We start from the raw sequence: 22839 nt of genomic DNA on the forward strand, positions 1-22839 counted from the left end.
AAAGGAGTTAAAGATGGGTTTCACACTTGTGGACTTCGTCAAACAGCAAGAGCCGCTCTTCGTTAAGGCAGCTACTGACGAACGGATGGTATGGGCGAAAGAAAGCCAGTTTGCCATCCAGCTTTTCCAGAACAACGATTATCTCGCCAAAGTCGCCTTCCAGAACCAGACAAGCACGCAAAACGCCATTATCAACGTAGCCGCTATCGGTATTTCTCTTAACCCGGCACAAAAACTTGCTTACCTGGTACCGAGAAAAGGCGCCGTATGCCTCGACATCAGTTACATGGGTCTGATGCATATCGCGCAGCAGTCAGGCGCAATTAAGTGGTGCCAGTCAGCCATAGTTCGTAGAAACGACCAGTTCCGCCGCGAGGGAATTGATAAGCCACCAGCTCACATCCACAACGACTTTGATACAGAAGAGCAGCGCGGGGACATAGTAGGCGCGTATGTAACGGTAAAAACTGACGACGGTGATTACCTCACTCATACGATGCGCATCGACGCTATCTACGCAATCCGTGACCGGTCTGAAGCGTGGAAAAAGTATAAATCTGACAACAGCAAGAAGTGTCCATGGGTAACTGACGAAGAACAGATGATCCTTAAGACGGTCGTGAAACAGGCTGCAAAGTACTGGCCGCGGCGTGAACGCTTAGACGCCGCCATCGACCACGTTAACACCGAGGGCGAAGAAGGTATCAACTTTGCAGCCGAGCGTCAGCCTGAGCGCGATATAACGCCGCTTAGCGAAACTACGCAGAAAGAGATTAACGACCTGCTTGTCTCTTTGGATAAGACATGGGAAGCAGATCTTCTCCCTCTCTGCTCACGCATTTTCAAACGCCCTATTTCGCAGCCCGCCGACCTGACAGAACCGGAAGGCGTTAAGGCTCTAGGGTTCCTCAGACAGAAGGCAGCAGCATGACACCAGAAACCATCCTGGCGCGTACCGGCATTGACGTGACCACCATAGAACAGGGCGATGAGGCGTGGCATAAGCTGCGCCTCGGCGTTATTACAGCTTCCGAAGTACACAATGTCATTTCAAAACCGCGCTCCGGCACCAAATGGACAGGAATGAAAATGTCCTATTTCCATACTCTTCTTGCTGAAGTATGTACCGGTGTAGCGCCGGAAGTTAACGCCAAGGCGCTGGCATGGGGAAAGCAATACGAAGAAGACGCGCGGACGCTATTCGAGTTCACGACTGGCGTTAACGTTGTGGAAACCCCGATCCTCTTTCGAGATGAGAGCATGCGCACAGCCTGCTCCCCTGACGGCCTTTGCAGTAACGAGTTTGGGCTTGAGCTGAAATGCCCTTTCACCTCTCGCGACTTCATGAAGTTCCGCCTTGGAGGATTCGAGGCCATTAAGTCTGACTACATGGCGCAAGTTCAGTACAGCATGTGGATCACAGGGAAAGAGGCCTGGTTCTTTGCAAACTACGACCCACGCATGAAACGCGAAGGCATTCACCATGTAGTCGTTGAGCGGGATCCTCAATATATGGCCGATTTTGATGAAATGGTGCCGGAGTTCATTGAGAAGATGGATGAGGCCCTGGCGGAGATCGGCTTCTCCTTTGGCGAGCAATGGAGGTAGCTATGGGCGCTAGCCACTGGCAACCATGGGAAAATCTGTTTCTTCACGAAGTAAGTAAGACCATGCCCCTTCCTGTTATCGCTGCAAAGCTTGAGCGATCTGAATCAGCCATCATCGATAAAGCCCGGCGCCTTGAAATAAAACTCCCCTGTCGGATGAATGGCCGACCGTGGACAAAAGCTGAGTTATTCCTGCTAGGTCGATTTACCAATGAAGAAATAGCTACTGCCACCGGTCGCTCTATCTACTCGGTGAGAAGTAAGCGCGCTGCAATGCTACAGCAATCTGGCGGGAAGCTGCCGCTTGAATGGTCTGTAGAAGAGTTGGCACTTCTCCGCAGACACACAAACGTAGAAATAGCTGAAATCACCGGGCGAAGCATTGAAGAGATCGGAAATCGACGGCTGCAGGACAATATCGAACGAAACGGTTGGGATGTTTGCGACCCTGAAAGGGAGGATGTATGACATATCAGCTTCACGTCGGGCACTGTGAGGCAGTCCTTAAAACTCTGCCTGATAACTCCGTTGATGCCATCGTGACGGATCCGCCGTACGGGCTTCGCTTCATGAATCACAAATGGGATTACGACGTCCCTAAGGTAGAGCAGTGGCAGGAATGCCTGCGAGTTCTCAAGCCTGGCGGCCATCTTCTGGCGTTCGGCGGATCACGTACCTATCACCGACTTGTCGTTAACGTTGAGGATGCCGGGTTCGAAATCCGCGACCAGATCCTATGGATTTACGGCAGCGGCTTCCCCAAGTCGCATAACTTAGATGGTGATTTTGATGGTTGGGGAACGGCTCTAAAGCCTGCGCACGAACCGATCGTCATGGCTCGAAAGCCATTCAAGCAAACCGTGTCAGCCAACATGAACGAACATGGTACCGGAGCAATCAATATCGACGCCTGCCGGATACCTACCGATGAAGCGCTTAATGGTGGCTCCGGCGGCCTGCTTTCGCATCAGCGTGACGGTACCAAACCGGTTGCCGACTTCGAGCAGGCGCCGGAAGGGCGCTGGCCAGCCAACATTATTCACGACGGCAGTGAAGAGGTTATCGCCTGCTTCCCTGCTAATGCTGGCGCTGCAGCACCAGTAACCGGCAACGAACCTTCAGCAGCATCAACAGGTCAAGTACTTGGAATACGCAAGCGCGTGGCCACCGTCCACCACGGCGATAAAGGAAGCGCGGCAAGATTCTTCTATTGCGCCAAGGTCAAACCGAAGGAGCGCGACGAAGGTCTCGAGAGATTTATTGCGACATCAGCAAGCGACATGACAGGTGGACGCAAAGAAGGAAGCGTCGGTATAAACGACCCGCGCGCCGGTGCCGGTCGCACCAATGGCGCTAGAAACAATCATCCTACTGTTAAGCCGCTCGCTCTGATGAGCTATCTCTGCCGACTAATTACCCCTCTAGGTGGAACAGTGCTTGATCCGTGGATGGGAAGCGGGAGCACTGGCCGGGCCGCCATCGAGGAAGGCTATAACTTCATCGGAATCGAACTGAACCCGGATTACGTAACCATTGCTTCTGCGCGGATTGCTCACTCCTTCAAAAAGAAAACGGAGGCCGCATGACACCAGCCGACGAAAACGCCATCCGCGCCGCCTGCCGCCGTTGTACAGAGGAAATCAAACAGGCTATGCGCAAAAAGCCAAAGCCTAAATGGGATGCAACAGTTAAGCCCATCATCAAGAAACACCACCAGCAAATTGCACCTCTTGGAGTTAGCCTCCTGGAGTTCGTCGTCAAAACTGGCCGCCTTAACGGGCGGTTTGGAGCCGAACAATGACAACAGAGTTTAAAGCCCTGCCCGTAGAGCGAGATCAATATGGTTACTGGACTCACCCACTCTACGATGAATTTTGCAATGGACGTGAATTTATCTCTCCTGATGAATTCAACACCTGGCTGGAGAAGAACGGCCTCGAATGGAAAGTAATTTGCCGCGATGAGGATGACGTTGACCCCGATGTCGACGGCTATGACATTTCAGCGTGGCAACCAGAAACTCCCGCTGGTGATGGTTGGTTTGTCGGTTCAATTCACGAAACGGAAGATGGTGCAGTCTGCATCTGGCTGCGCAACGCAGGCGGTACAGCATGAACAGAGCCTCTCCAGTTGATTTGAGGAAATGCCTTGAGGCCGCACATGGCCTCGCTCATATCGGCATCCGTTTTGTGCCGATCCCGGTAGCGACAGAGGAAGAGTTCCAAGCATTGTCTGCCGAGCTTTCATGAAAGCTTGAGCAGATGGCAGTTGAAGCGGAAAAAGGCGAAGGCGGTGCAGCATGAGCGCAGAAATCATCGATCAGGCCAACGAACTAGCGCAGCAACGAATCGACATGGCAATCGCAGCGCACCGGATAAACCACAACGCCATATCAGCTGAGCATTGTAGTGAATGCGGAGAGGATATCCCGGCGCCGCGGCGCGCTGCCGTTCCCGGCTGCCAGACATGCGCGGAGTGCCAGAGCGTTATCGAGCTGAAGAATAAGCAGAGGGGATTATGATGGATTACAGCGAATTGAGTGACTATGAAGTTAGCAAGCGCGTAGCTATGGCGGTCGGCGGCTTCCTCGAAGAGGATTTTTGCGAAACCCATTCAGTGATTTTTAGACGTCATGGTCGGCATCAATACTCGTTTTTCGAACCATGTACAAACCCATCAGATGCATGGCCCATCATCTTAGAAAACAAAATTAGCCTTAATTGGGCTGAAATTGAAAAGTCATGGTGCGCACATGTTGGCGGGATGATGACGGATGGTTGTTGGTGTTGGGATTATGACCCAGACCATTATCAGGACAACGTCAACCCGCTACGCGCCGCAATGATTGTATTCCTCATGATGCAGGACTCAGCCAATGTTCAGGATAATCCAGCCTAATACCTGGTACGCCGATCCCCACGGCAAGCCTGCAAAGTCCTCCGCACTACCCACGAAGTAATCCACTACATCCGTAACGGCCGCACCTGCATCGCCAGCATGGCCCGATTTCAGCATGAATTCGAGCCACTGACCAAAGCACAGGCCGAGCGGATCGCAGAAGAAATCGAAACAGCAGAACACCTGAAGAAGCTGCGCGCCCAGCGTGCGGCGGAAGGAGAAAGCATGCCAAACCACGTAACAAACGAAATCCGCGTTATCGGCGGAACTAATAAACAGCGCCTCGCGTTTATCCGATCAATTACTAATAAGCGCGGGAATATTGACTTCAACAATATTTCTCGCATGCCAAAGAGCCTGATGATTGACGAGAGTTCCTGGGTGGAAAAACTTGCCAGTGCTATCGCTGGAGAGCATATGGGCCGCTTCGCATTTGAAGAAATTGAAAGCCCATCCGCAGTAATAGAGATGATGCGCAAGCATGGAAGCACGGACAAATACATAAAAAAGGTTAAGCAACACGCACTGATGCGCATCGAAAATAAGCGCCGCTACGGGTTTTACTCCTGGTATGACTGGTCGTGCGCTAAATGGGGAACAAAGTGGAATGCCTACAGCGTAGAAATGCCTATCTCTAGGCCATATGAAAGGGTAAAGCGAGGATATCAGCATCGGCCAACTCACGTGCGGGCATACGATAAACGTATTTTCAAAAAGAAGCTGACGCGTCATGCGGCGAGCGGCGCCCCGCTAGTGATTCGTTTTGAGACAGCATGGAGTTGCCCAGAGCCTGTTTACCATGAACTCGCCAGCAGATTTCCATACCTTGAATTCCATATCAGTTTTGCGGATGAAGATATGGGCAGCAACTGCGGAACAGTCCTGCTGAAAGATGGCGCATGGTCAGCAGATGACATTGCTCCGCGCTGGAGTGAACAGACCGAAGAAGAGCATTTCAAATGGCGAAAGTTTGCTTTTCAGGTTCGCTACCCAGGCGACACGCCGCAACAGCACGGCATGAATGGCCAGTACAACTACGACGATGACGACTGACGCAACTTATAGCCAGTTATGAGCTGGCTATTGGGTGCGAAAACACCGCCTCCATTATCCCTTTTGCCCGGCCAGGCGCCGGGTTCTTTTTGCCTGAGGTATAGGAATGAACAATACTCAAGTCGCAGTAAATCCGGTGATTGTAAACCGTGAGACAGTCCAGCAGATGCTGGGAGGCATATCCCGCACAACCTTCTATCGTAAGCGCCAACAATGGAGCGCCGCCGGTACCCCGTTCCCAGAAAAAGCACCAGGTACAAATCCAGGTCGCGGTGGTGAGCAATACCGATATTGCGATGTGATGCGTTTCATGGAGGCTCAGGGGTTGGTTGAGTCAACGCATGACTGAATATGTGCGGCAAGAAGGTCCAGTGCTTCTTGCTGTTCACGCAGATAACTATGCTGGTCATAAATTGCGAGGACTCCACTCAACTTATGGCCTAATACTTTCTCAGAAACATGCGGCAGGACACCCAGCTCTGCCATCTTCGTTTTTGCCGTCCGCCGCAAATCATGTATCGACCAATGCTCAATGGTCATGTCAGCACGTAACTGGATCGCCAGGTTCAGTATTACGCTGGCAGCCATTGGGCGATCTTCCTTTTTGGACGCAGGAGGAAATACCTGCTCAAAGTCAGGATAGAGTTCAAACACTTCCTTCAATAGTTCCACCGCCGCAGATGAAAGCCCCCTTTCAAATGGCTCCCTGGTTTTAGAATGTTCATCAGGAACGCGCCACACTCTGCCATCCAAATCAAAATCCCTTTTCTTGGACAGACGCATTTCAACACCGCGACAGCCCGTCAGTAATAGCAGCTTCAGCAGCAATTTATTCTGGTGAGTTATCGTTGATGCCTCTACCGCATGCCAGAAGGCACCAATCTCCTTATCGTTCAGATTCCTCTTCCCTTTTCTGGCTGGCTTACCAACGTCAATGACTCTCAGATCACTCACCGGGTTACGTTTTATCAACTCAATTCGAATGCAGTAAGAGAAAATAGTTTTCATTCTCGAGAGTATCTCGCCGGCGTATGTTTCAGCCCCATTGTCTCGCATGCGTTTGAATACAGGCTGCCAGTGAGATATTGCCATTTCATCCACAAGCATGGATCCGACGTACGGAACGACGTGGCGATTGAGCGCTCTTTCCCATTCATCGCGCTTAACAAGACGGCTTGCAGCAGCGCTCGCCAGCCATGCTTTAATGCAATCCTCCACGGTAGCTGCTTTCACATTGGCTTCAACCGTCATGTCACGAACAGTAATCGGATCTTTACCTACAGAAACCAGCTTCCGGTATTCGCTGACCAGTTCGCGGGCCTCTTTTAGAGATAGCTGGTCATATTGACCCAAGGTCATCCTCCGGGGGCGCCCGTCAAATTTGTATCGATACTGGAAAACGATAACGCCGGTTGGAGTGATTCGAACAGAAAGGCCATTCGCATCGGAAAGCTCCATGCGTTTTGGGATCGATTTGCCGTTTAATTTTCTGAGTTTTGCGTCTGTAAGCATGAGATGTACACCCGCCAGCTGTGTACATCGATGTGTACACAATTTCCGTGGCACAAAGTGGAATAAAGTAAAACGGAGTGAAACACCCGCAAGCGGATTAGTCAATGATGGCGAGGGTTTAAAGGGAGGTGGTGAAACAGAGGTGAACAGGATGAAACAGTGTTAGTGACCTACACGAAAGAGCACATACAAAACAATATAATCATAATTATCAACGAGTTGTGGCTCAGCTCCCGCTTCACTCTGCGAAAATATGAGTACGCCCGTCTATCTATTGAACCGCCCTCACCTGCAGCCGCTCGTTGATAACACCGGGTGTTAGTGTACACATCATTAGTGCGCGATTAAAGACGCAATAACTAAATGGTTATTCTTCTTTTAAATAGCAAGGGGCGCTGACAATTAATCGTGGCAATTCCCGCTCATACCACGCGGTTAATTAATCGATAAATTATCTGCATACATAAATAAATCCCCCCACCGCTAAAAAACGAATGAAAAAATCATCCGTTATATTGAGTATTCATACCCGGCAGGAAACAACAGGAATCAGGCCGGCTGCCCGGCCTGAAAAATTACATTTTATAACCGAGCGACAAGGTGGTGCGGCGGTCGGTATGCTCCGGCGCCGAGGCCGGCGGCTGCGAGTTCCACGTCAGGTTATAGGCGACGCGTAGCGCAAAGTGGGCGTTGATGGCCACGTTTAATGCACTTTCCGAATTCAGCGTCGTGTCTTCAGCCCCGAATACCGAAACACCTTGCGTAAATTTAGCGTTGTCGGTCATCTGCCACGCCCAGGTTCCGGACGCGTAACCCAGCGGCTGAGTTTCGTTATCGCCATCGGTATATTCGTCATAACGCACGCCCGGACCAAATTCAAAACGCAGGCTGTGAACCGGGCCGTTGAGGATCTGGCGACCATAACCGGCGGTCAGGACGTCGCGCTGTTGATAACCGTTGTAGCGGTCGGTCAGCCAACTGGCCTGACCAAATACGTAGTTCATATCGGTCAGGTTATAACGACTACGACCGCCAACGGCATATTTTTCCGAAGAGCGTTGATCGTTAGAGGACGTGTTGCTCGCGTTGCCCCACAGTGACCAGGCCGTGGTATCGCCGTACCAGGTCAGCGTTGAGTCAGCGGTCATTGAGGAGCTTTTCGTGTTGCCGGACTGAGCGAGATAACCCGCATTCACAGCACCTTCGAAAGGTTTCTTAGCAGTGGAAGGGTCATCCATGACGGTAAAAACGGAATCATCGGCCAGTGCGTTTACAGACGCAAAAAGCCCCCCCGCCAGCAATGCCGCTGCGGGTACTGTCTTCAAAAGCTTCATTATAACTCTCTAAAATACATATCTTCAGGACAGTACAAATGATGAATGGACCAGAGATCCCTTCATTGAATTTAGAGTCCGTACAACATTTAAGGAGACCCGACAGGTCCCGGAAACTTTCGCGAGGCGCGCTGAATGCGAGTCTTAAGAAAGGCGCTTGATTATAAAAAAGCACGAATAACTTAGCAATCAGTTGCTATTTCGTTTTTTGAATAAGACGGTTCCCAAAACAATCTTTATTTCATAAAGATAAAAACACAGACATCTTTGTAAATCCGCCGCCCGCCCCGCTTCCCCTCACTCCATTTCGGTGCCATGCTTAAAAAAGCAGCTTTATTCGTATTAAGGAGGAACAGGATGACCAAAATTTATACGCTCACGCTAGCCCCATCACTCGACAGCGCAACGCTGACGCCGCAAATTTACCCCGAAGGCAAATTACGCTGTAGCGCTCCGGTTTTCGAACCCGGCGGCGGCGGCATCAACGTCGCCCGGGCGATTACTTTTCTGGGCGGTAAAGCGACGGCGATTTTTCCGGTTGGGGGCGCCACCGGCGAGCATCTTTCAGCCCTGATGGCTGACGAGCAGGTCCCGGTCGAAACAGTAGAAACCCGCGACTGGACGCGGCAAAACTTACATGTGCATGTCGATGCCAGCGGCGAACAATATCGCTTTGTCATGCCCGGCGCGGCGCTAACCGAAGATGAATTCCGCCGCCTGGAAGAGAAAGTGCTGGCGATTGAGCCCGGTTCTCTGCTGGTTATCAGCGGCAGTCTGCCGCCCGGTATCAGCGTCGGGCATCTGACTCAACTGGTAAAAAATGCCCAGCAACACGGGCTGCGTTGCATCATCGACAGCTCTGGCGATGCGCTGGCCGCCGCGCTGGACGTTGGCAATATCGAACTGGTCAAACCTAACCAGAAAGAACTCAGCGCGCTGATACAGCGCGACCTCAGCCAGCCGGACGATGTGCGCAATGCCGCGCTGGAGCTCATCCGCTCCGGAAAAGTACGCCGGGTAGTGGTTTCGCTGGGCCCGCAGGGGGCGCTGGGGGTTGATTCCAACGGTAGCGTACAGGTGGTGCCGCCGCCGATGAAAAGCCAAAGCACCGTCGGCGCCGGCGACAGTATGGTCGGCGCGATGACATTGCGTCTCGCCGAGCACGCCTCGCTGGAAGATATGGTCCGCTTTGGCGTCGCCGCCGGTAGCGCCGCCACGATTAACCACGGCACCCGTCTCTGTTCCTTAGCCAATACGCAGAAAATCTACGATTACCTGTGCGGCCGCTAGCCTCGCCCCCCTTCGCTCCGGTGAAGGGGGTCAATTCGCCATCATGGTCTATGCTAGAAATTCCATGCATAACAACAGAGTGAAAAATGAGCAACGATATTACCGCGCACGTGATCACCGTTAAATTTCAGGAACAGGCGCTGACCGAGATAAATGAGCTCAGCAATCATTTCATCCGCGCAGGTTTTGTCCTGACGCTCAACGATGATGATGGCAAAACTCATGAATTAGGCACCAACACATTTGGCCTGCTGAGCGCGCAGAGCGCCGACGACGTCCGAGCTTTAAGCGCAGGTCTTGCGGAAACTGCCTTAGGCAGACCGGCAGAGATCGCCATCACCACATTTAGCGAATGGTTAAAAGCTCAATAAGTGCGATTACCATCGCGGAAGGCGCCAGTTGTGCGTTAGCTCGAACTTTACGGCCAGTTTATACGCTAACCTTATGATATGGTGGAAAACATGGGGAGAGACAGCATGTGGCAAGCTATTAGCAATTTGTTAAGCGAGCAGCACACTGACGGCGCTGAAATCGAACTGCGCAACGAGCTACCCGGCGGAGAAATCCATGCCGCCTGGCATTTACGTTTTGGCGGGAAAGATTATTTCGTCAAATGCGATGAACGCGAGCTGCTCCCCATTTTTACCGCGGAGGCCGATCAGCTGGAGCTGCTCTCGCGCTGTAAAACCGTTAGCGTTCCGCAGGTCTTCGCCGTCGGCAGCGATCGGGATTACAGCTTTCTGGTGATGGAATATTTACCGCCGCGCCCGCTGGATGCACATAACGCGTTTCTTCTCGGTCAGCAAATAGCCCATTTACATCAGTGGAGCGATCAGCCGCAGTTTGGCCTTGATTTTGACAACGATCTGTCGACGACCCCGCAGCCGAATGCCTGGCAGCGCCGCTGGTCAACGTTTTTCGCTGAACAACGCATTGGCTGGCAGCTGGAGCTAGCGGCGGAAAAAGGGCTGCACTTCGGCGATATCGACAGCATTGTCGACACCGTACAGCGGCGGCTCAGCAACCATCAGCCGCAGCCTTCTTTATTACATGGCGACTTGTGGTCAGGGAACTGCGCGCTGGGGCCCAATGGCCCGTATATTTTCGATCCGGCGTGTTATTGGGGCGATCGCGAATGCGATTTGGCTATGCTGCCACTTCATCCGGAACAGCCGCCGCAGATTTATGACGGTTACCAGTCGGTCTCGCCGCTGCCTGCTGGCTTCCTTGAACGACAACCGATTTACCAGCTATATACCTTACTTAATCGGGCGATTCTGTTCGGCGGCCAACACCTGGTTACCGCGCAAAAAGCGCTCGATGAAGCCCTGCAAGAAGCGTAAAAAAAGGCCCTCAAAGGGGCCTTTTTCATCAGCAGGATTAATCCATTTTCACGCCATTTAAGCGGAATTGGATGTTCATCGTCAGGCCAGTACCCGGTCTGCCAGGCTCGTAGCGCCATTTACGCATCGCTGTTTTGACATCACGCTCAAACATATTGGCCGGCTTAGCAGAGACTATCTGGATGTTCTCCACGCGACCATCGGCAGTAACATCAAATTTCACGCTCACGTCACCTTCAATACGTAGCGCCTGCGCACGTTGCGGGTAAGAAGGATCGCCGCGTTTCAACGCCTTAGGACCGCTCGGCGCGGTGGTCATCGGTTTTGCCGTTGCCGCCGTCGTACTCGGGGCGGTACGCGCAGGCGCCGTATTGTTATTCTCAAACGGCGAGACCGGACGCGGCTCAGCGGGTTTCACCTCACGTTTCGGCTCGACCTTTTTCTCTGGCTTAGGCTTTGGTTTCGGCTTAGGTTTGGGCTTCGGCTCCGGTTTGTGGATTACCACTGGCGCCTCTTTTGGCGGCTCAGGCACCACTTCAGGTTCCGGCTCCGGTTCAACAACGGGTTCAACGACCGGCTGCGCCGCCTGTGGAGGCTCTAAATCCGCCGGCGCCACCATCGTTATTTCGATTGGCTGTGAAGGCGAAGGCTTTTCAATAACCTGATGTACCGAGGTATAAAGCAACCCCGCCACAACGGCACCGTGGATAGCCACGGACAGCAGCGTTGGCCACGGAAAGCGGCGAGGTAAATCAAGGGTCATTGCGCTCATAGTCGTTTCTGTTGAAAAATGATGCCCTGATTTTAAATGCAAATAGCAATCATATTCAATAAGACGTGTTATCTTGCATCAAATTTTGCCTCGTTTTGTGGAAAAAAACCGGCGTGCCGTGGCATGCTAAAGGCGTGCGCATCTTACATTGCTGCTCATAACGCTTTCACGTCACGTGATTTGCCTATTTTTTGATTAAGGAGCCTTGCCGTGCTTTACGTCATCTACGCAGAAGATATCGCCGATTCTCTGGAAAAACGCCAGGCGGTGCGCCCTGCCCATCTGGCGCGCCTACAACTATTACATGATGAAGGCCGTTTACTGACCGCAGGCCCGATGCCCGCGGTAGATAGCAATGAACCTGGCGCGGCAGGATTTAGCGGCTCAACGGTTATCGCAGAATTTGAATCGCTGGAAGCCGCGCAGTCCTGGGCCAACGATGACCCCTATATCGCCGCAGGCGTCTATCAGCACGTCTCGGTGAAACCTTACAAAAAAGTATTTTAATCACCCACTTAAAACACAGAGGCACCGCAAGCGGTGCCTTTCGTTTTAACTCTCAGAATTCAGAGAAGGTGAACAGCAAAGCATGACGCTGCCGTTTGACCAGGCACTTCCTGATTGAAAGAATCCGCATGTTGCGGCGAGATTGGGCTTCCAGCCAGCGCGATTTACGGCGACTTACTTGTCTAAGCATGCGCCAGCGCCCTACTTCCGTTCTACTACGCTTCATTGCTACTACTCTACGAGTGAAAAACAGCCCTCATTATAAACCGATGAATCTGTCTGACCATCGCTTTCGCTGCGTTTTTATTTGCCAGATGGATGATGATGCGTAAACTCATGGCATCGGGCTATTCAAAAGGATTTTTCATCTATGACAACCTTTTACACGGTCGTAAACTGGCTGGTCATTCTTGGTTACTGGCTACTGATTGCCGGCGTTACATTACGCATTCTAATGAAACGTCGCGCAGTGCCTTCCGCCATGGCATGGTTACTGATTATTTACATCCTGCCGCTGGTGGGAATTATCGCTTACCTCTCTTTCGGCGAACTGCATCTTGGTAAGCGTCGAGCCGAGCGCGCTCGCGCCATGTGGCCCTCCACCGCCAAATGGCTAACGGACCTGAAAAGCTGCAAACATATTTTTGCTGAAGAAAATAGTCCGGTTGCCGAATCACTGTTCAAACTGTGCGAACGTCGCCAGGGAATCGCTGGCGTAAAAGGTAACCAGCTACAGCTGCTGACCGAATCTGATGATGTCATGCAGGCGCTGATTCGAGACATCCAGCTGGCGCGGCATAACATCGAAATGGTGTTCTACATCTGGCAGCCCGGCGGGATGGCCGACCAGGTGGCGGAATCGCTGATGGCAGCCGCACGACGCGGCGTGCATTGCCGGCTGATGCTCGATTCGGCCGGTAGCGTCGCCTTTTTCCGCAGCCCGTGGGCGGCAATGATGCGTAACGCCGGTATCGAGGTGGTCGAAGCGCTAAAAGTGAATCTAATGCGTGTATTTTTACGCCGTATGGATCTGCGTCAGCACCGTAAAATGGTGATGATTGACAACTATATTGCCTACACCGGTAGCATGAATATGGTTGACCCGCGCTACTTCAAACAGGATTCCGGCGTCGGCCAATGGGTCGATCTGATGGCGCGAATGGAAGGTCCGGTGGCGACGGCGATGGGTATCGTCTACTCCTGCGACTGGGAAATTGAGACCGGCAAGCGAATTTTGCCGCCGCCGCCGGACGTCAACATCATGCCGTTTGAGGAAGCCAATGGCCATACCATCCATACCATTGCTTCTGGTCCCGGCTTCCCGGAAGATTTGATTCATCAGGCGTTGTTAACCGCAGCCTATGCGGCGAAAGAACATCTGATCATGACCACCCCCTACTTCGTCCCCAGCGATGATTTACTGCACGCCATCTGTACCGCCGCCCAACGCGGTGTCGAGGTGAGTATTATCATGCCGCGTAAAAACGACTCCTTGCTGGTAGGCTGGGCCAGTCGCGCCTTCTTCACTGAACTGCTTGCCGCTGGCGTGAAAATTTACCAATTCGAAGGCGGTCTGCTACATACCAAAAGCGTGCTGGTGGATGGCGAATTGAGCCTGGTCGGTACCGTTAATCTCGATATGCGCAGCCTGTGGCTTAATTTCGAGATCACGCTGGCGATCGACGACGTGGGCTTCGGCGGAGACCTGGCGGCGGTACAGGACGATTACATCTCCCGATCGCGCCTGCTGGATGCAAAACTGTGGGCCAAACGTCCGCTATGGCAGCGGATCGCAGAGCGACTGTTTTACTTCTTCAGCCCGTTGCTGTAAAACGTGCCCATCAGATGCTTAACGGGTAGCAATCATGGATATGGATTTAAACAATCGCCTGACCGAAGACGAAACGCTCGAACAGGCCTACGATATCTTTCTTGAGCTGGCGGCAGATAACCTAGACCCAGCGGATATCATTCTTTTCAATCTGCAGTTTGAAGAGCGCGGCGGCGCCGAGCTGTTTGACCCGGCGGAAGACTGGCAGGAGCATGTCGATTACGACCTCAATCCAGATTTCTTCGCCGAAGTTGTCATTGGCCTGGCCGATACCGATGGCGGTGAGATCAACGATATCTTCGCTCGCGTTCTGCTGTGCCGCGAAAAAGATCACAAGCTGTGCCACATTCTGTGGCGTGAATAAGCATTAAGCTAATGCGCCTGTAAAAAAGCCTGCCGACGGTAACATCGGCAGGCTTTTTGTTTTATACGTTAGTGCGGTAATTCTGTTCCGCAGGCGTGGCAGAAACGGGCATTTTTATCATGCTCGGCGTTATTGCAGTTTGGGCAAACGCGGCGGGCGCGTCGATTTTGCAGCGCCGAAGTCATATGTGTCGTTATCAGCCCGGTTGGGATGGCGATGATAGAATAACCGATGAGAATTAACACCGAGGCGAGTATCCGCCCTAGCGGCGTATGCGGCGTAATGTCGCCATACCCCACGGTAGTAATGGTGACGATTGCCCAATAGACCGAAGCATTTAAGGTGGTAAACCCGTATTGCGGCCCTTCAATTAAATACATCAGCGAGCCGAAAATCACCATCACAATAGCAATAAACGAGTAGAACAGAATGAGCTGATGGCGGGCGCTGACGATAGCCCGCCAAAAAATATTCAGCGACGGCATAAAGCGCAGCAGTTTAAGAATACGCAGCGCGCGGATAACCCGCATGGCCCGCCAGGCAAAAACATACTCGAGGCTCATTTCCGGCCATAGCCACATCACATACAGCGGCAAAACGGTCGCCAGATCGATAAATCCCCAGAAGCTGAAGATATAGCGCAGCGGATTCGGCCAGCTTATAACGCGTAAAATATATTCCGCGGTGAAGACCGCGGTGACCCCCAACTCCAGCCAGACAAAAATATGCCATTCATCTAGCGACAGGTGATACTGCGAACCGAGCCCGGACTCAACAAAAATAATGACCACGCTCAACAGGGCGAATAAACCGCAAAGCCCTTCAAAACGGCGGCCGGAGCGACGAGTTTGATCGAAAAGTAAATGGTAAAGCCGCAAACGGGCGGCGGAAAGCGAAACTGCCACGTTAACCTCACAATAAAAAAGGGCTGACATCAGTCAGCCCAAGTGATTATAACGGGTCTACCTTCAGGCAGGAAACCGCATGGCGGAAACTGCCTTCCAGCACCGGACGCGTTTTGGCGCATTCGGGCCCGGCCAATGGACATCGGGTGCGGAACACGCAACCCGAAGGCGGATTAATCGGCGAAGGCAACTCCCCTTCCAGCAGTTGGATGGTTTTATTCTTCTCAAGATCAGGATCCGGCACCGGTACGGCCGACATCAGCGCTTTGGTATAAGGATGCAGCGGATTATGGTACACCTCATCATAGGTACCTAACTCCACCGCATGACCCAAATACATGACCAGCACGCGGTCGGAAATATGTTTTACTACCGCCAGGTCATGGGCAATAAAAATCAACGACAGCCCCATCTCCCGCTGCAGTTGTTGTAGTAAGTTCACCACCTGCGCCTGGATGGAAACATCCAGCGCCGATACCGGCTCATCGCAAATAATCAACTTAGGCTCAAGGATCAGCGCGCGAGCGATACCAATGCGCTGACACTGGCCGCCGGAGAATTCGTGCGGATAGCGGTTAATCAGGTTCGGCAGCAGTCCGACCTTCATCATCATCGCCTTCACGCGATCGCGCACTTCCTGACGCGGCATCTTCGGGTGATAGGTCCGCAGCGGTTCAGCGATGATTTCGCCAATGGTCATACGCGGATTCAGCGATGCTAAAGGATCCTGGAAGATCATCTGGATATCGCTGCGCACGTCGCGCCACTCTTCCGGCTTCATGCCTAACAGATCTTTTCCAAGCCAGGCCACTTTACCGTCGGTAGCTTTCACCAGGCCGATGATGGCGCGGGCGAAGGTCGATTTACCGCAGCCGGATTCACCAACCACACCGAGCGTTTCGCCTTCATACAGGCGCAGAGTAACGCCATCCACCGCTTTGAGCGTTTTTGACGGCTGCCAGAACCATTGCTTACCATCTTTAATATCAAAATGTACTTTCAGGTCAGCAATTTCGAGCAACACTTTTCTTTGTTCGATCACGGCGTTCATAGCAGATCCCCTACCGGTTTAAAGCAGGCGCGCAGGCGACCTGGCGCAAACGACTCCAGAGGCGGAGCGCTATTACAGATTTCCATAGCATGCGGACAGCGCGGCTGGAACGGACATCCTTTCGGCAGACGCAGCAGGTTCGGCGGGTTGCCGGGAATCGTCAGCAAGGAATCGCCTTCGCCATCGAGACGCGGTACCGCATTGAGCAAACCGATCGAGTACGGGTGCGACGGTTGGTAGAACACATCGCGCGCCTGACCGTATTCCATGGTACGCCCGGCATACATCACCAGTACCTTATCGCAGATCCCCGCCACCACGCCGAGGTCGTGGGTAATCATAATAATCGCGGTGTTAAACTCGCGCTTCAGCTCGTTAAGCAGGGTCATGATCTGTGCCTGCACGGTGACGTCCAACGCGGTGGTCGGTTCATCGGCAATCAGCAGTTTTGGCCGACATAACAGCGCCATGGCGATCATCACGCGCTGGCGCATCCCGCCGGAGAACTCGTGCGGGAACATCTTCATGCGCTTACGCGCTTCCGGCATCTTCACCGCATCGAGCATCCGTACCGACTCTTCAAAAGCCGCGGCTTTGCTCAGCCCTTTATGCAGCATCAGCACTTCCATCAGCTGCTCGCCGACCCGCATATAAGGGTTCAACGACGTCATCGGATCCTGGAAAATCATCGAAATCTGTTCGGCACGCAGCTTATTCAGATCGCGCTCCGGCAAATTGAGGATTTCACGACCGTTAAAAGTGGCGGAACCACCGATATGGCCATTCGCCGCCAGCAGCCCCATTAAAGCGAATGCCGTTTGCGATTTACCGGAACCTGACTCACCGACGATACCTAAGGTTTCACCAGCCCGCAGGTTAAAATTCAGATCGTTAACCGCGGTGACATCGCCATCCGGCGTTTTAAACGTCACCCGAAGATCCTTCACATCCAGCAGCAGACCGCTTTGCTGCGCGGCCTGCGGCGCTTTAGTCATTTCAATTGTGCTCATGACGGCGCTCCTTAGCGGTCTTTCGGGTCGAGGGCATCACGCAGGCCATCGCCGATAAAGTTGAAACAGAACAGCGTTACCACCAGGAACCCGGCAGGGAACAATAACAGCCACGGCGAGACTTCCATTGAGTTGGCGCCATCACTGAGTAACGCGCCCCAACTGCTCAGCGGCTCCTGGGTACCAAGGCCGAGGAAGCTCAGGAAGGATTCGAACAGAATCATGCTGGGTACCAACAGTGAAGCGTAAACCACCACCACCCCCAGGACGTTCGGCACGATATGACGAATAACGATATTCGCGGTGGATACCCCGCCGACCTGCGCGGCTTCAATGAACTCTTTACGTTTCAGGCTTAGAGTCTGGCCGCGTACGATACGCGCCATATCCAGCCAAGATACCATCCCGATCGCCACAAAGATCAGCAGGATGTTCTGACCAAAGAAGGTAACCAGCAGGATCACGAAGAACATGAACGGGAAGGAGTTGAGGATTTCCAGCAAACGCATCATCACCGAGTCCACTTTGCCGCCGAGATAACCGGAAAGTGAACCATAGAGGGTGCCGAGGATCACCGCCACCAGCGCTGCGGCCACGCCAACCATCAGCGAAATACGTCCGCCAATCGCTACGCGCACCAGCAGGTCGCGACCGGATGAATCGGTACCAAAATAGTGACCAGACTCCATATCCGGAGCGTTGGACATCATCCCCCAGTCGGTATCGAAATAGGAGAACTGCGACAACATTGGAGCGATAGTCACAAACAGCGCAATAATCACCAGCACAATCAGGCTGGCTACCGCCGCGCGGTTATGCATAAAGCGGCGACGCGCATCCTGCCACAGGCTACGGCCCTCAACCTCCAGCTTCTCACTGAAGTGCTCCAGCGCCTCGCTGTTTTTCTTACTTAACATCATGGCGAACTCCGGCTTCAGTAGCGAATTTTCGGATCGATAACGGCGTACAGCACGTCGACGATCGCGTTAAACAGAATGGTCAGCGCGCCGACGAGAATCGTCAGGCTAAGCACCAGCGAGTAGTCGCGGTTAAGCGCGCCGTTGACGAATAACTGGCCAATACCTGGCAGGCCGTAAATCGTTTCGATAACCATTGAGCCGGTGATAATGCCGACGAACGCCGGACCCATATAGGAAAGCACCGGCAGCAGCGCAGGCTTCAGCGCGTGGCGGAAGATAATTCTGCGCATCGGCAGACCTTTCGCCCTTGCGGTGCGAATGAAGTTAGAGTGCAAAACTTCAATCATCGAACCGCGGGTGATACGGGCGATACTGGCAATATAGGCCAGCGATAACGCCACCATCGGCAGGATCATAAATTTCAGCGCCCCGCCGTTCCAGCCACCGCCAGGCAGCCAGTGCAGCGTGATGGCGAAAATCATCACCAGCAGCGGCGCCACTACGAAACTCGGTATGACGACGCCGGTCATTGCCACCCCCATCACCGCGTAGTCCCATTTGGTATTCTGTTTTAACGCGGCAATAACCCCGGCGCTGACGCCAAGAATCACGGCTAACAAGAAGGCTGCAAGGCCCAATTTGGCGGAAACCGGGAAGCTTGATGCGACCAGATCGTTGACCGAATAATCTTTATATTTGAAGGAAGGACCGAAATCACCGTGCGCCAGTTGCTTCAGATAATTGAAGTACTGGGTCATGATGGGGTCGTTTAAATGATATTTCGCTTCAATATTCGCCATGACTTCCGGCGGCAGCGTGCGTTCACCGGTAAAAGGACTGCCCGGCGCGAGGCGCATCATGAAGAAAGAGATAGTAATAAGAATGAATAGCGTCGGAATCGCTTCCAGACAGCGACGTAATATGAATTTTAACATTGCCCGTACCTTCTGGCCTGTGCCTATCGAGTGCGATGAATTCAGACACGGTGGGGCAAGCTCAGCCTGCCCCACGTCTTGCCATTAATGTTTGATAATATAAAGGTTCTTCACGTAAATATTATCCAACGGGTCTTTACCGGTATAACCGCCAACCCACGGTTTAACCAGGCGCGCGTTCACATAGTAGTAAACAGGCACAATCGCGGAATCTTTATCCAGCTGTTGTTCCGACTGCGCGTACAGCTCGGCGCGTTTCGCTTCATCGGTGACCTGCAGGGTATCGCCGATGATCTTATCGAATGCCGGGCTCTTATAATGCGCCGTGTTGTTAGAGCTGTCGCTGAGCATGGTGTTCAGGAACGATGTCGGCTCGTTGTAATCAGCGCACCAGCCGGCGCGAGCGACATCGAAGGTGCCCTGATGACGGCTATCGAGGAAGGTTTTCCACTCCTGATTTTCCAGCTTAACGTTAGCGCCAAGGTTTTTCTTCCAGATGGACGCCACGGCGATAGCCAGTTTTTTATGTAAATCGGAAGTGTTGTAGAGCAGATTAAAGGTCAGCGGCTTATCAGCGGTATAGCCGGCTTCCGCCAGTAATTTTTTCGCTTCTTCATTACGCTTGTCCTGAGACCATTTGAACCACTCCGGTTCAACGAGTTTCATGCCGTCGGTGTATGGCGGGGTATAACTGTAAGCCGGCAGATCGCCCTGGTTTTTCACTTTATTGACGATAATATCGCGATCCAGCGCCAGCTTGAGCGCGGTACGGACGCGTACGTCGGTAAATGGCGCTTTCTGGTTATTGATTTCGTAATAATAAGTACACAGATAAGGATCGACGTGAACTTCTTTCGGGATCTCTTTTTTCAGCTTCTGGAACAGTTCAATCGGCATGTTGTTATAGGTCATGTCGATTTCGCCGCTGCGGTAGCGGTTCACATCGGTAACTTCAGAAGAAATTGGCAGGTAAGTTACCTGGTTAATAACGGTTTTGGCGTTGTCCCAGTAATTCGTATTACGCTCGAGCACAATACGCTCGTTGACCACCCAGTCTTTTAATTTATAAGCGCCGTTGGTGACAATATTCGCCGGCTGAGTCCATTTCTCACCATATTTTTCAATGGCGGCTTTTGGTACTGGAGAAACGGATGGATGGACGAGGAGTTTATAGAAATAAGGAACCGGTTCGCTCAGCGTGACTTCAAACGTTTTGTCGTCAATCGCTTTGACGCCAAGGTCTGTTGCAGGTTTTTTGCCAGCGATAATCTCATCGACGTTGGCGACATGGCCGTACTGGAGATAGCTGGCGTAAGGAGATGCCGTTTTCGGATCGGCCAGACGCTGCCAGCTATAAACGAAATCTTGCGCGGTAACCGGTGAACCGTCGGACCATTTGGCATCCTTGCGGATATGGAAGGTCCAGACTTTAAAATCCTTGTTATCCCACGATTCGGCAACGCCAGGCACAGGATGGCCGTTAAGATCGCCAATCACTAACCCTTCAAACAGATCGCGGTTAACGTTGGACTCCGGGACGCCTTCAATTTTATGCGGATCCAGAGATTGCACCTCTGCCCCGTTATTACGCACCAGCGTTTGTTTATCCGCCAGTTGCACCCCGGCAGGAACATCTGCTGCCATAGCAACATTTGCGGTGATTAGCGCAGATAAAATTCCCGCCGCTACCAGACTTTTTTTAGTGATGATGGTCATGTGTTGTTACTCCACTCATTATAATTACTGGTTATTTAACCAGCCTGTTATTTTTCCCTTAAAGGGATTCTGTACAGTGCAGGAGTCTTTGCCGCTGTCAGATTCTACTGCTTGCTATCACCGACTTATTTATTACGACCGCTCAAACGGCAGCCTTGACGTCGATTCTTTATCCCCCTGTCCAGAGGGGAATTCCGGCACAATGAGTTATTTAATAATAATTCTCATTTGTGCACATTATTTAGTTAGCGATCAGGCCGGAAAGTACCAAAACGGTTTCATGTCCGCCAATGCAATTTGCAAATATGTTACCGGATTCTCTTTTATTGTTTTTTTAGCCGCACTTAACGTAAGACTTATCATGTTAAAAAAGCAAAAATATTGCTTTTAATCAGCAATATAGGAACACCCTGTCATTTTGCGTTCCGGCTCTGCGCGCAAAGTTGCTTTTTTGCACAATAATTTAACAATTGTCTAATTTTTAGCACATTAATCTGCTGTCTCGCAGAAATTACTAATATCATTTCAATGATCCGACAGCAAGCGCCAGAGAATGATGTGACGAAAATAACAGTGATGGGGGGAGAAAGACAGTACGGCGAGATAGAATAAAAACAACTAACCATATGATAAATATAAAATTATATAATTATTAGTAAAAATTATAGTTTGTCTTTTATATCAGTTGCAGAAATAAGTTTTGCTAATAATCTTTCAAACGCGAGGCCCCACGCCCCGCGCCTGCCAAGTAAGTTACCCTGTCAATCCAGGAAACAGCGCTTTAATCCCGGTGACGATAAACTCAATCCCTAAAGCCATCAGCAACAGACCCATGATACGAGTAATGACGTTAATCCCGGTCTGCCCTAACAATCTGACCAACCATGGCGCCATGCGGAAAATTCCCCAACAACAGGCGGCAAACAGCGCAATGGCGATTGAAAAACCGATCAGGTGGGCAATGGAGTGATAGCGAGTCCCCCAAACGATCGTGGAGCTTATCGCCCCCGGCCCCGCCATTAAAGGTAACGCTAACGGTACGACACCGATACTTTCACGAATAGCCGTCTCCGACTTCTCCTGTTTGTTTTGTTTATCTTCACCGAGTTTGCCGCTAATCATCGACATGGCGATAGTCACCACCAGGATCCCACCCGCAATACGGAAAGAATCAATAGAGATGCCGAAAATTTGCAAGATGCCATCGCCAAGGAAGAGCGAGGTAAGGAGAATGATAGCCACCGACAGATTAGCCGTCAGATTCGTCTTATTGCGCACCAGCGCCGTCTGGTAGCTGGTCATGCTAATGAAAACCGGGATGATGCCGACCGGGTTGACCAGCGCGAAAAGGCCGATAAAAAATTTAAAATAAACAGCGAAATCAAACAACGGTAGGGTCACAGTGAACTCCGCAGCACCATTAAAAAAGGCTGTTGACAGTGTCAGTACAAATTAATTTGGCAGAAGATACCCTTTTCATAGCCACAATTCATCTCAAATATGCAGCCGCGGCTGTTTGCTTTTATTTGTTATATATTTGTTTAGCGGATGAGCTTTATTCATTAAATATGCATACCTTATCACTCCCCATCATCTGACTGGTCAATTATTGCCCTGCTGAAAGGTATCAGCATCGCCAAATATTGATCTAAATCACGTAATTCATACTCAGAAGTGAGTAATCTTGGCTACATCAAGAGAGTGAAAGGCCGAAGTACCTGAGTGCGTAGTGAGACAAAGCTTTTTTAGTAAATCAGTGTGTTCAAAGCGTTAGAAATCTTTACGTTAACA

General features: G+C 51.8%; 27 protein-coding genes and 2 pseudogenes. 18 read left to right on the forward strand and 11 right to left on the reverse strand.

Translation table 11 applies throughout. The features are described 5' to 3' along the window. Positions 1–13: 13 nt before the first annotated feature. The 12 genes and pseudogenes from recT (at position 14) to ABLV66_RS15010 (ending at position 5907) form a co-directional block, all read left to right on the forward strand. Positions 14–931: a phage-derived integrase/recombinase RecT gene (gene recT / locus ABLV66_RS14955; protein WP_348877126.1), complete on the forward strand. Its 918-nt coding sequence runs from the start codon at positions 14–16 to the stop codon at positions 929–931. Beyond that, positions 928–1608: a lambda exonuclease family protein gene (locus tag ABLV66_RS14960; protein WP_348877127.1), complete on the forward strand. Its 681-nt coding sequence runs from the start codon at positions 928–930 to the stop codon at positions 1606–1608. The genes recT and ABLV66_RS14960 overlap by 4 nt, the downstream gene beginning before the upstream one ends. A 272-nt stretch (positions 1609–1880) precedes the next feature. Further along, entirely contained in the window at positions 1881–2075 is a 195-nt protein-coding gene (locus tag ABLV66_RS14965; protein WP_348877159.1) for a hypothetical protein, read from the forward strand. Further along, entirely contained in the window at positions 2072–3193 is a 1122-nt protein-coding gene (locus tag ABLV66_RS14970) for a DNA-methyltransferase (RefSeq protein ID WP_348877128.1), read from the forward strand. The genes ABLV66_RS14965 and ABLV66_RS14970 overlap by 4 nt, the downstream gene beginning before the upstream one ends. Further along, the gene (locus ABLV66_RS14975) at positions 3190–3408 is read left to right on the forward strand and encodes a hypothetical protein (protein ID WP_348877129.1); all 219 of its coding nucleotides are present in this window, start codon (positions 3190–3192) and stop codon (positions 3406–3408) included. The genes ABLV66_RS14970 and ABLV66_RS14975 overlap by 4 nt, the downstream gene beginning before the upstream one ends. Further along, positions 3405–3722, forward strand: coding sequence for a hypothetical protein (locus tag ABLV66_RS14980; protein WP_348877130.1), 318 nt, complete (start codon positions 3405–3407; stop codon positions 3720–3722). Before ABLV66_RS14975 ends, ABLV66_RS14980 begins: the two co-directional genes overlap by 4 nt. Further along, a pseudogene (locus tag ABLV66_RS14985) lies at positions 3719–3853 on the forward strand (DUF1382 family protein); the annotation flags it as partial. The gene ABLV66_RS14980 and the pseudogene ABLV66_RS14985, both read left to right, overlap by 4 nt. A 53-nt stretch (positions 3854–3906) precedes the next feature. Further along, positions 3907–4128 (forward strand): TraR/DksA family transcriptional regulator, encoded by a 222-nt coding sequence (locus ABLV66_RS14990; RefSeq protein ID WP_348877131.1) that lies wholly within the window; start codon positions 3907–3909, stop codon positions 4126–4128. Further along, positions 4125–4505 carry a phage protein NinX family protein gene (locus ABLV66_RS14995; RefSeq protein ID WP_348877132.1) on the forward strand — a complete coding sequence of 127 codons (381 nt, stop codon included), beginning with the start codon at positions 4125–4127 and terminating at the stop codon, positions 4503–4505. The genes ABLV66_RS14990 and ABLV66_RS14995 overlap by 4 nt, the downstream gene beginning before the upstream one ends. Beyond that, positions 4483–4712: pseudogene (locus tag ABLV66_RS15000) on the forward strand (DUF4222 domain-containing protein); the annotation flags it as partial. The gene ABLV66_RS14995 and the pseudogene ABLV66_RS15000, both read left to right, overlap by 23 nt. Before the next feature lie 18 nt (positions 4713–4730). After that, positions 4731–5558, forward strand: coding sequence for a DUF1281 family ferredoxin-like fold protein (locus ABLV66_RS15005; protein WP_348877160.1), 828 nt, complete (start codon positions 4731–4733; stop codon positions 5556–5558). 106 nt (positions 5559–5664) lie between these two features. After that, entirely contained in the window at positions 5665–5907 is a 243-nt protein-coding gene (locus tag ABLV66_RS15010) for a hypothetical protein (protein ID WP_074165349.1), read from the forward strand. Here ABLV66_RS15010 and ABLV66_RS15015 read toward each other — a convergent pair. Together ABLV66_RS15015 and ABLV66_RS15020 are read right to left on the reverse strand one after the other, a co-directional pair. After that, the gene (locus ABLV66_RS15015; RefSeq protein WP_348877133.1) at positions 5877–7070 is read right to left on the reverse strand and encodes a tyrosine-type recombinase/integrase; all 1194 of its coding nucleotides are present in this window, start codon (positions 7068–7070) and stop codon (positions 5877–5879) included. The two genes, ABLV66_RS15010 and ABLV66_RS15015, sit on opposite strands and share 31 nt — an antisense overlap. A gap of 575 nt (positions 7071–7645) precedes the next feature. Then, positions 7646–8404 carry a DUF481 domain-containing protein gene (locus ABLV66_RS15020; RefSeq protein WP_015705111.1) on the reverse strand — a complete coding sequence of 253 codons (759 nt, stop codon included), beginning with the start codon at positions 8402–8404 and terminating at the stop codon, positions 7646–7648. Positions 8405–8761: 357 nt separating this feature from the next. On the opposite strand from ABLV66_RS15020, the gene pfkB reads away from it, so the two are divergent. From pfkB to ABLV66_RS15035, 3 genes are all read left to right on the forward strand, one after another. Next, positions 8762–9694, forward strand: coding sequence for a 6-phosphofructokinase II (pfkB, locus tag ABLV66_RS15025; protein ID WP_348877134.1), 933 nt, complete (start codon positions 8762–8764; stop codon positions 9692–9694). A gap of 86 nt (positions 9695–9780) precedes the next feature. Further along, the gene (ghoS, locus tag ABLV66_RS15030; RefSeq protein ID WP_047046721.1) at positions 9781–10065 is read left to right on the forward strand and encodes a type V toxin-antitoxin system endoribonuclease antitoxin GhoS; all 285 of its coding nucleotides are present in this window, start codon (positions 9781–9783) and stop codon (positions 10063–10065) included. Between the two features lie 105 nt (positions 10066–10170). Further along, positions 10171–11037: a fructosamine kinase family protein gene (locus tag ABLV66_RS15035; RefSeq protein ID WP_047046724.1), complete on the forward strand. Its 867-nt coding sequence runs from the start codon at positions 10171–10173 to the stop codon at positions 11035–11037. Positions 11038–11074: 37 nt separating this feature from the next. Here ABLV66_RS15035 and tonB read toward each other — a convergent pair whose 3' ends face one another. After that, positions 11075–11809, reverse strand: coding sequence for a TonB system transport protein TonB (tonB, locus tag ABLV66_RS15040; protein ID WP_047046726.1), 735 nt, complete (start codon positions 11807–11809; stop codon positions 11075–11077). Positions 11810–12019: 210 nt separating this feature from the next. On the opposite strand from tonB, the gene ABLV66_RS15045 reads away from it, so the two are divergent. Continuing rightward, positions 12020–12316 (forward strand): YciI family protein, encoded by a 297-nt coding sequence (locus tag ABLV66_RS15045; protein WP_015367051.1) that lies wholly within the window; start codon positions 12020–12022, stop codon positions 12314–12316. Between the two features lie 52 nt (positions 12317–12368). Here the strand turns inward: ABLV66_RS15045 and ABLV66_RS15050 are convergent, their stop codons facing one another. Beyond that, on the reverse strand, positions 12369–12542 hold the full coding sequence (locus tag ABLV66_RS15050) for a YciY family protein (RefSeq protein ID WP_086538044.1): 174 nt from the start codon (positions 12540–12542) through the stop codon (positions 12369–12371). A 144-nt stretch (positions 12543–12686) separates the two neighbouring features. Between ABLV66_RS15050 and cls the strand changes: the two genes are divergently transcribed. Beyond that, on the forward strand, positions 12687–14147 hold the full coding sequence (gene cls / locus ABLV66_RS15055) for a cardiolipin synthase (protein WP_045397543.1): 1461 nt from the start codon (positions 12687–12689) through the stop codon (positions 14145–14147). Between the two features lie 34 nt (positions 14148–14181). Then, a complete protein-coding gene (locus tag ABLV66_RS15060; protein ID WP_015367064.1) occupies positions 14182–14511 on the forward strand; it encodes an HI1450 family dsDNA-mimic protein in 330 nt (109 codons plus the stop codon). A 68-nt stretch (positions 14512–14579) separates the two neighbouring features. Here ABLV66_RS15060 and ABLV66_RS15065 read toward each other — a convergent pair whose 3' ends face one another. From ABLV66_RS15065 to ABLV66_RS15095, 7 genes are all read right to left on the reverse strand, one after another. Then, positions 14580–15446: an ion transporter gene (locus ABLV66_RS15065; RefSeq protein ID WP_348877135.1), complete on the reverse strand. Its 867-nt coding sequence runs from the start codon at positions 15444–15446 to the stop codon at positions 14580–14582. 16 nt (positions 15447–15462) lie between these two features. After that, positions 15463–16467, reverse strand: a complete 1005-nt coding sequence (oppF, locus tag ABLV66_RS15070; RefSeq protein ID WP_015367066.1) for a murein tripeptide/oligopeptide ABC transporter ATP-binding protein OppF — start codon at positions 16465–16467, stop codon at positions 15463–15465. Then, a complete protein-coding gene (locus tag ABLV66_RS15075) occupies positions 16464–17477 on the reverse strand; it encodes an ABC transporter ATP-binding protein (RefSeq protein ID WP_047046733.1) in 1014 nt (337 codons plus the stop codon). Before ABLV66_RS15075 ends, oppF begins: the two co-directional genes overlap by 4 nt. An 11-nt stretch (positions 17478–17488) precedes the next feature. Continuing rightward, complete coding sequence (gene oppC / locus ABLV66_RS15080) at positions 17489–18397, reverse strand: oligopeptide ABC transporter permease OppC (protein WP_015367068.1); 909 nt, start codon at positions 18395–18397, stop codon at positions 17489–17491. A gap of 14 nt (positions 18398–18411) precedes the next feature. Beyond that, positions 18412–19332, reverse strand: coding sequence for an oligopeptide ABC transporter permease OppB (gene oppB / locus ABLV66_RS15085; RefSeq protein ID WP_015367069.1), 921 nt, complete (start codon positions 19330–19332; stop codon positions 18412–18414). Between the two features lie 84 nt (positions 19333–19416). Continuing rightward, positions 19417–21048 (reverse strand): oligopeptide ABC transporter substrate-binding protein OppA, encoded by a 1632-nt coding sequence (oppA, locus tag ABLV66_RS15090; RefSeq protein ID WP_045397547.1) that lies wholly within the window; start codon positions 21046–21048, stop codon positions 19417–19419. 753 nt (positions 21049–21801) lie between these two features. Then, on the reverse strand, positions 21802–22449 hold the full coding sequence (locus tag ABLV66_RS15095; protein ID WP_045397549.1) for a YchE family NAAT transporter: 648 nt from the start codon (positions 22447–22449) through the stop codon (positions 21802–21804). Positions 22450–22839 lie beyond the last annotated feature (390 nt).

Origin of the sequence: Klebsiella sp. CN_Kp073 (assembly GCF_040065495.2) — a bacterium.
Classification (GTDB): Bacteria; Pseudomonadota; Gammaproteobacteria; order Enterobacterales; family Enterobacteriaceae; genus Klebsiella; species Klebsiella aerogenes.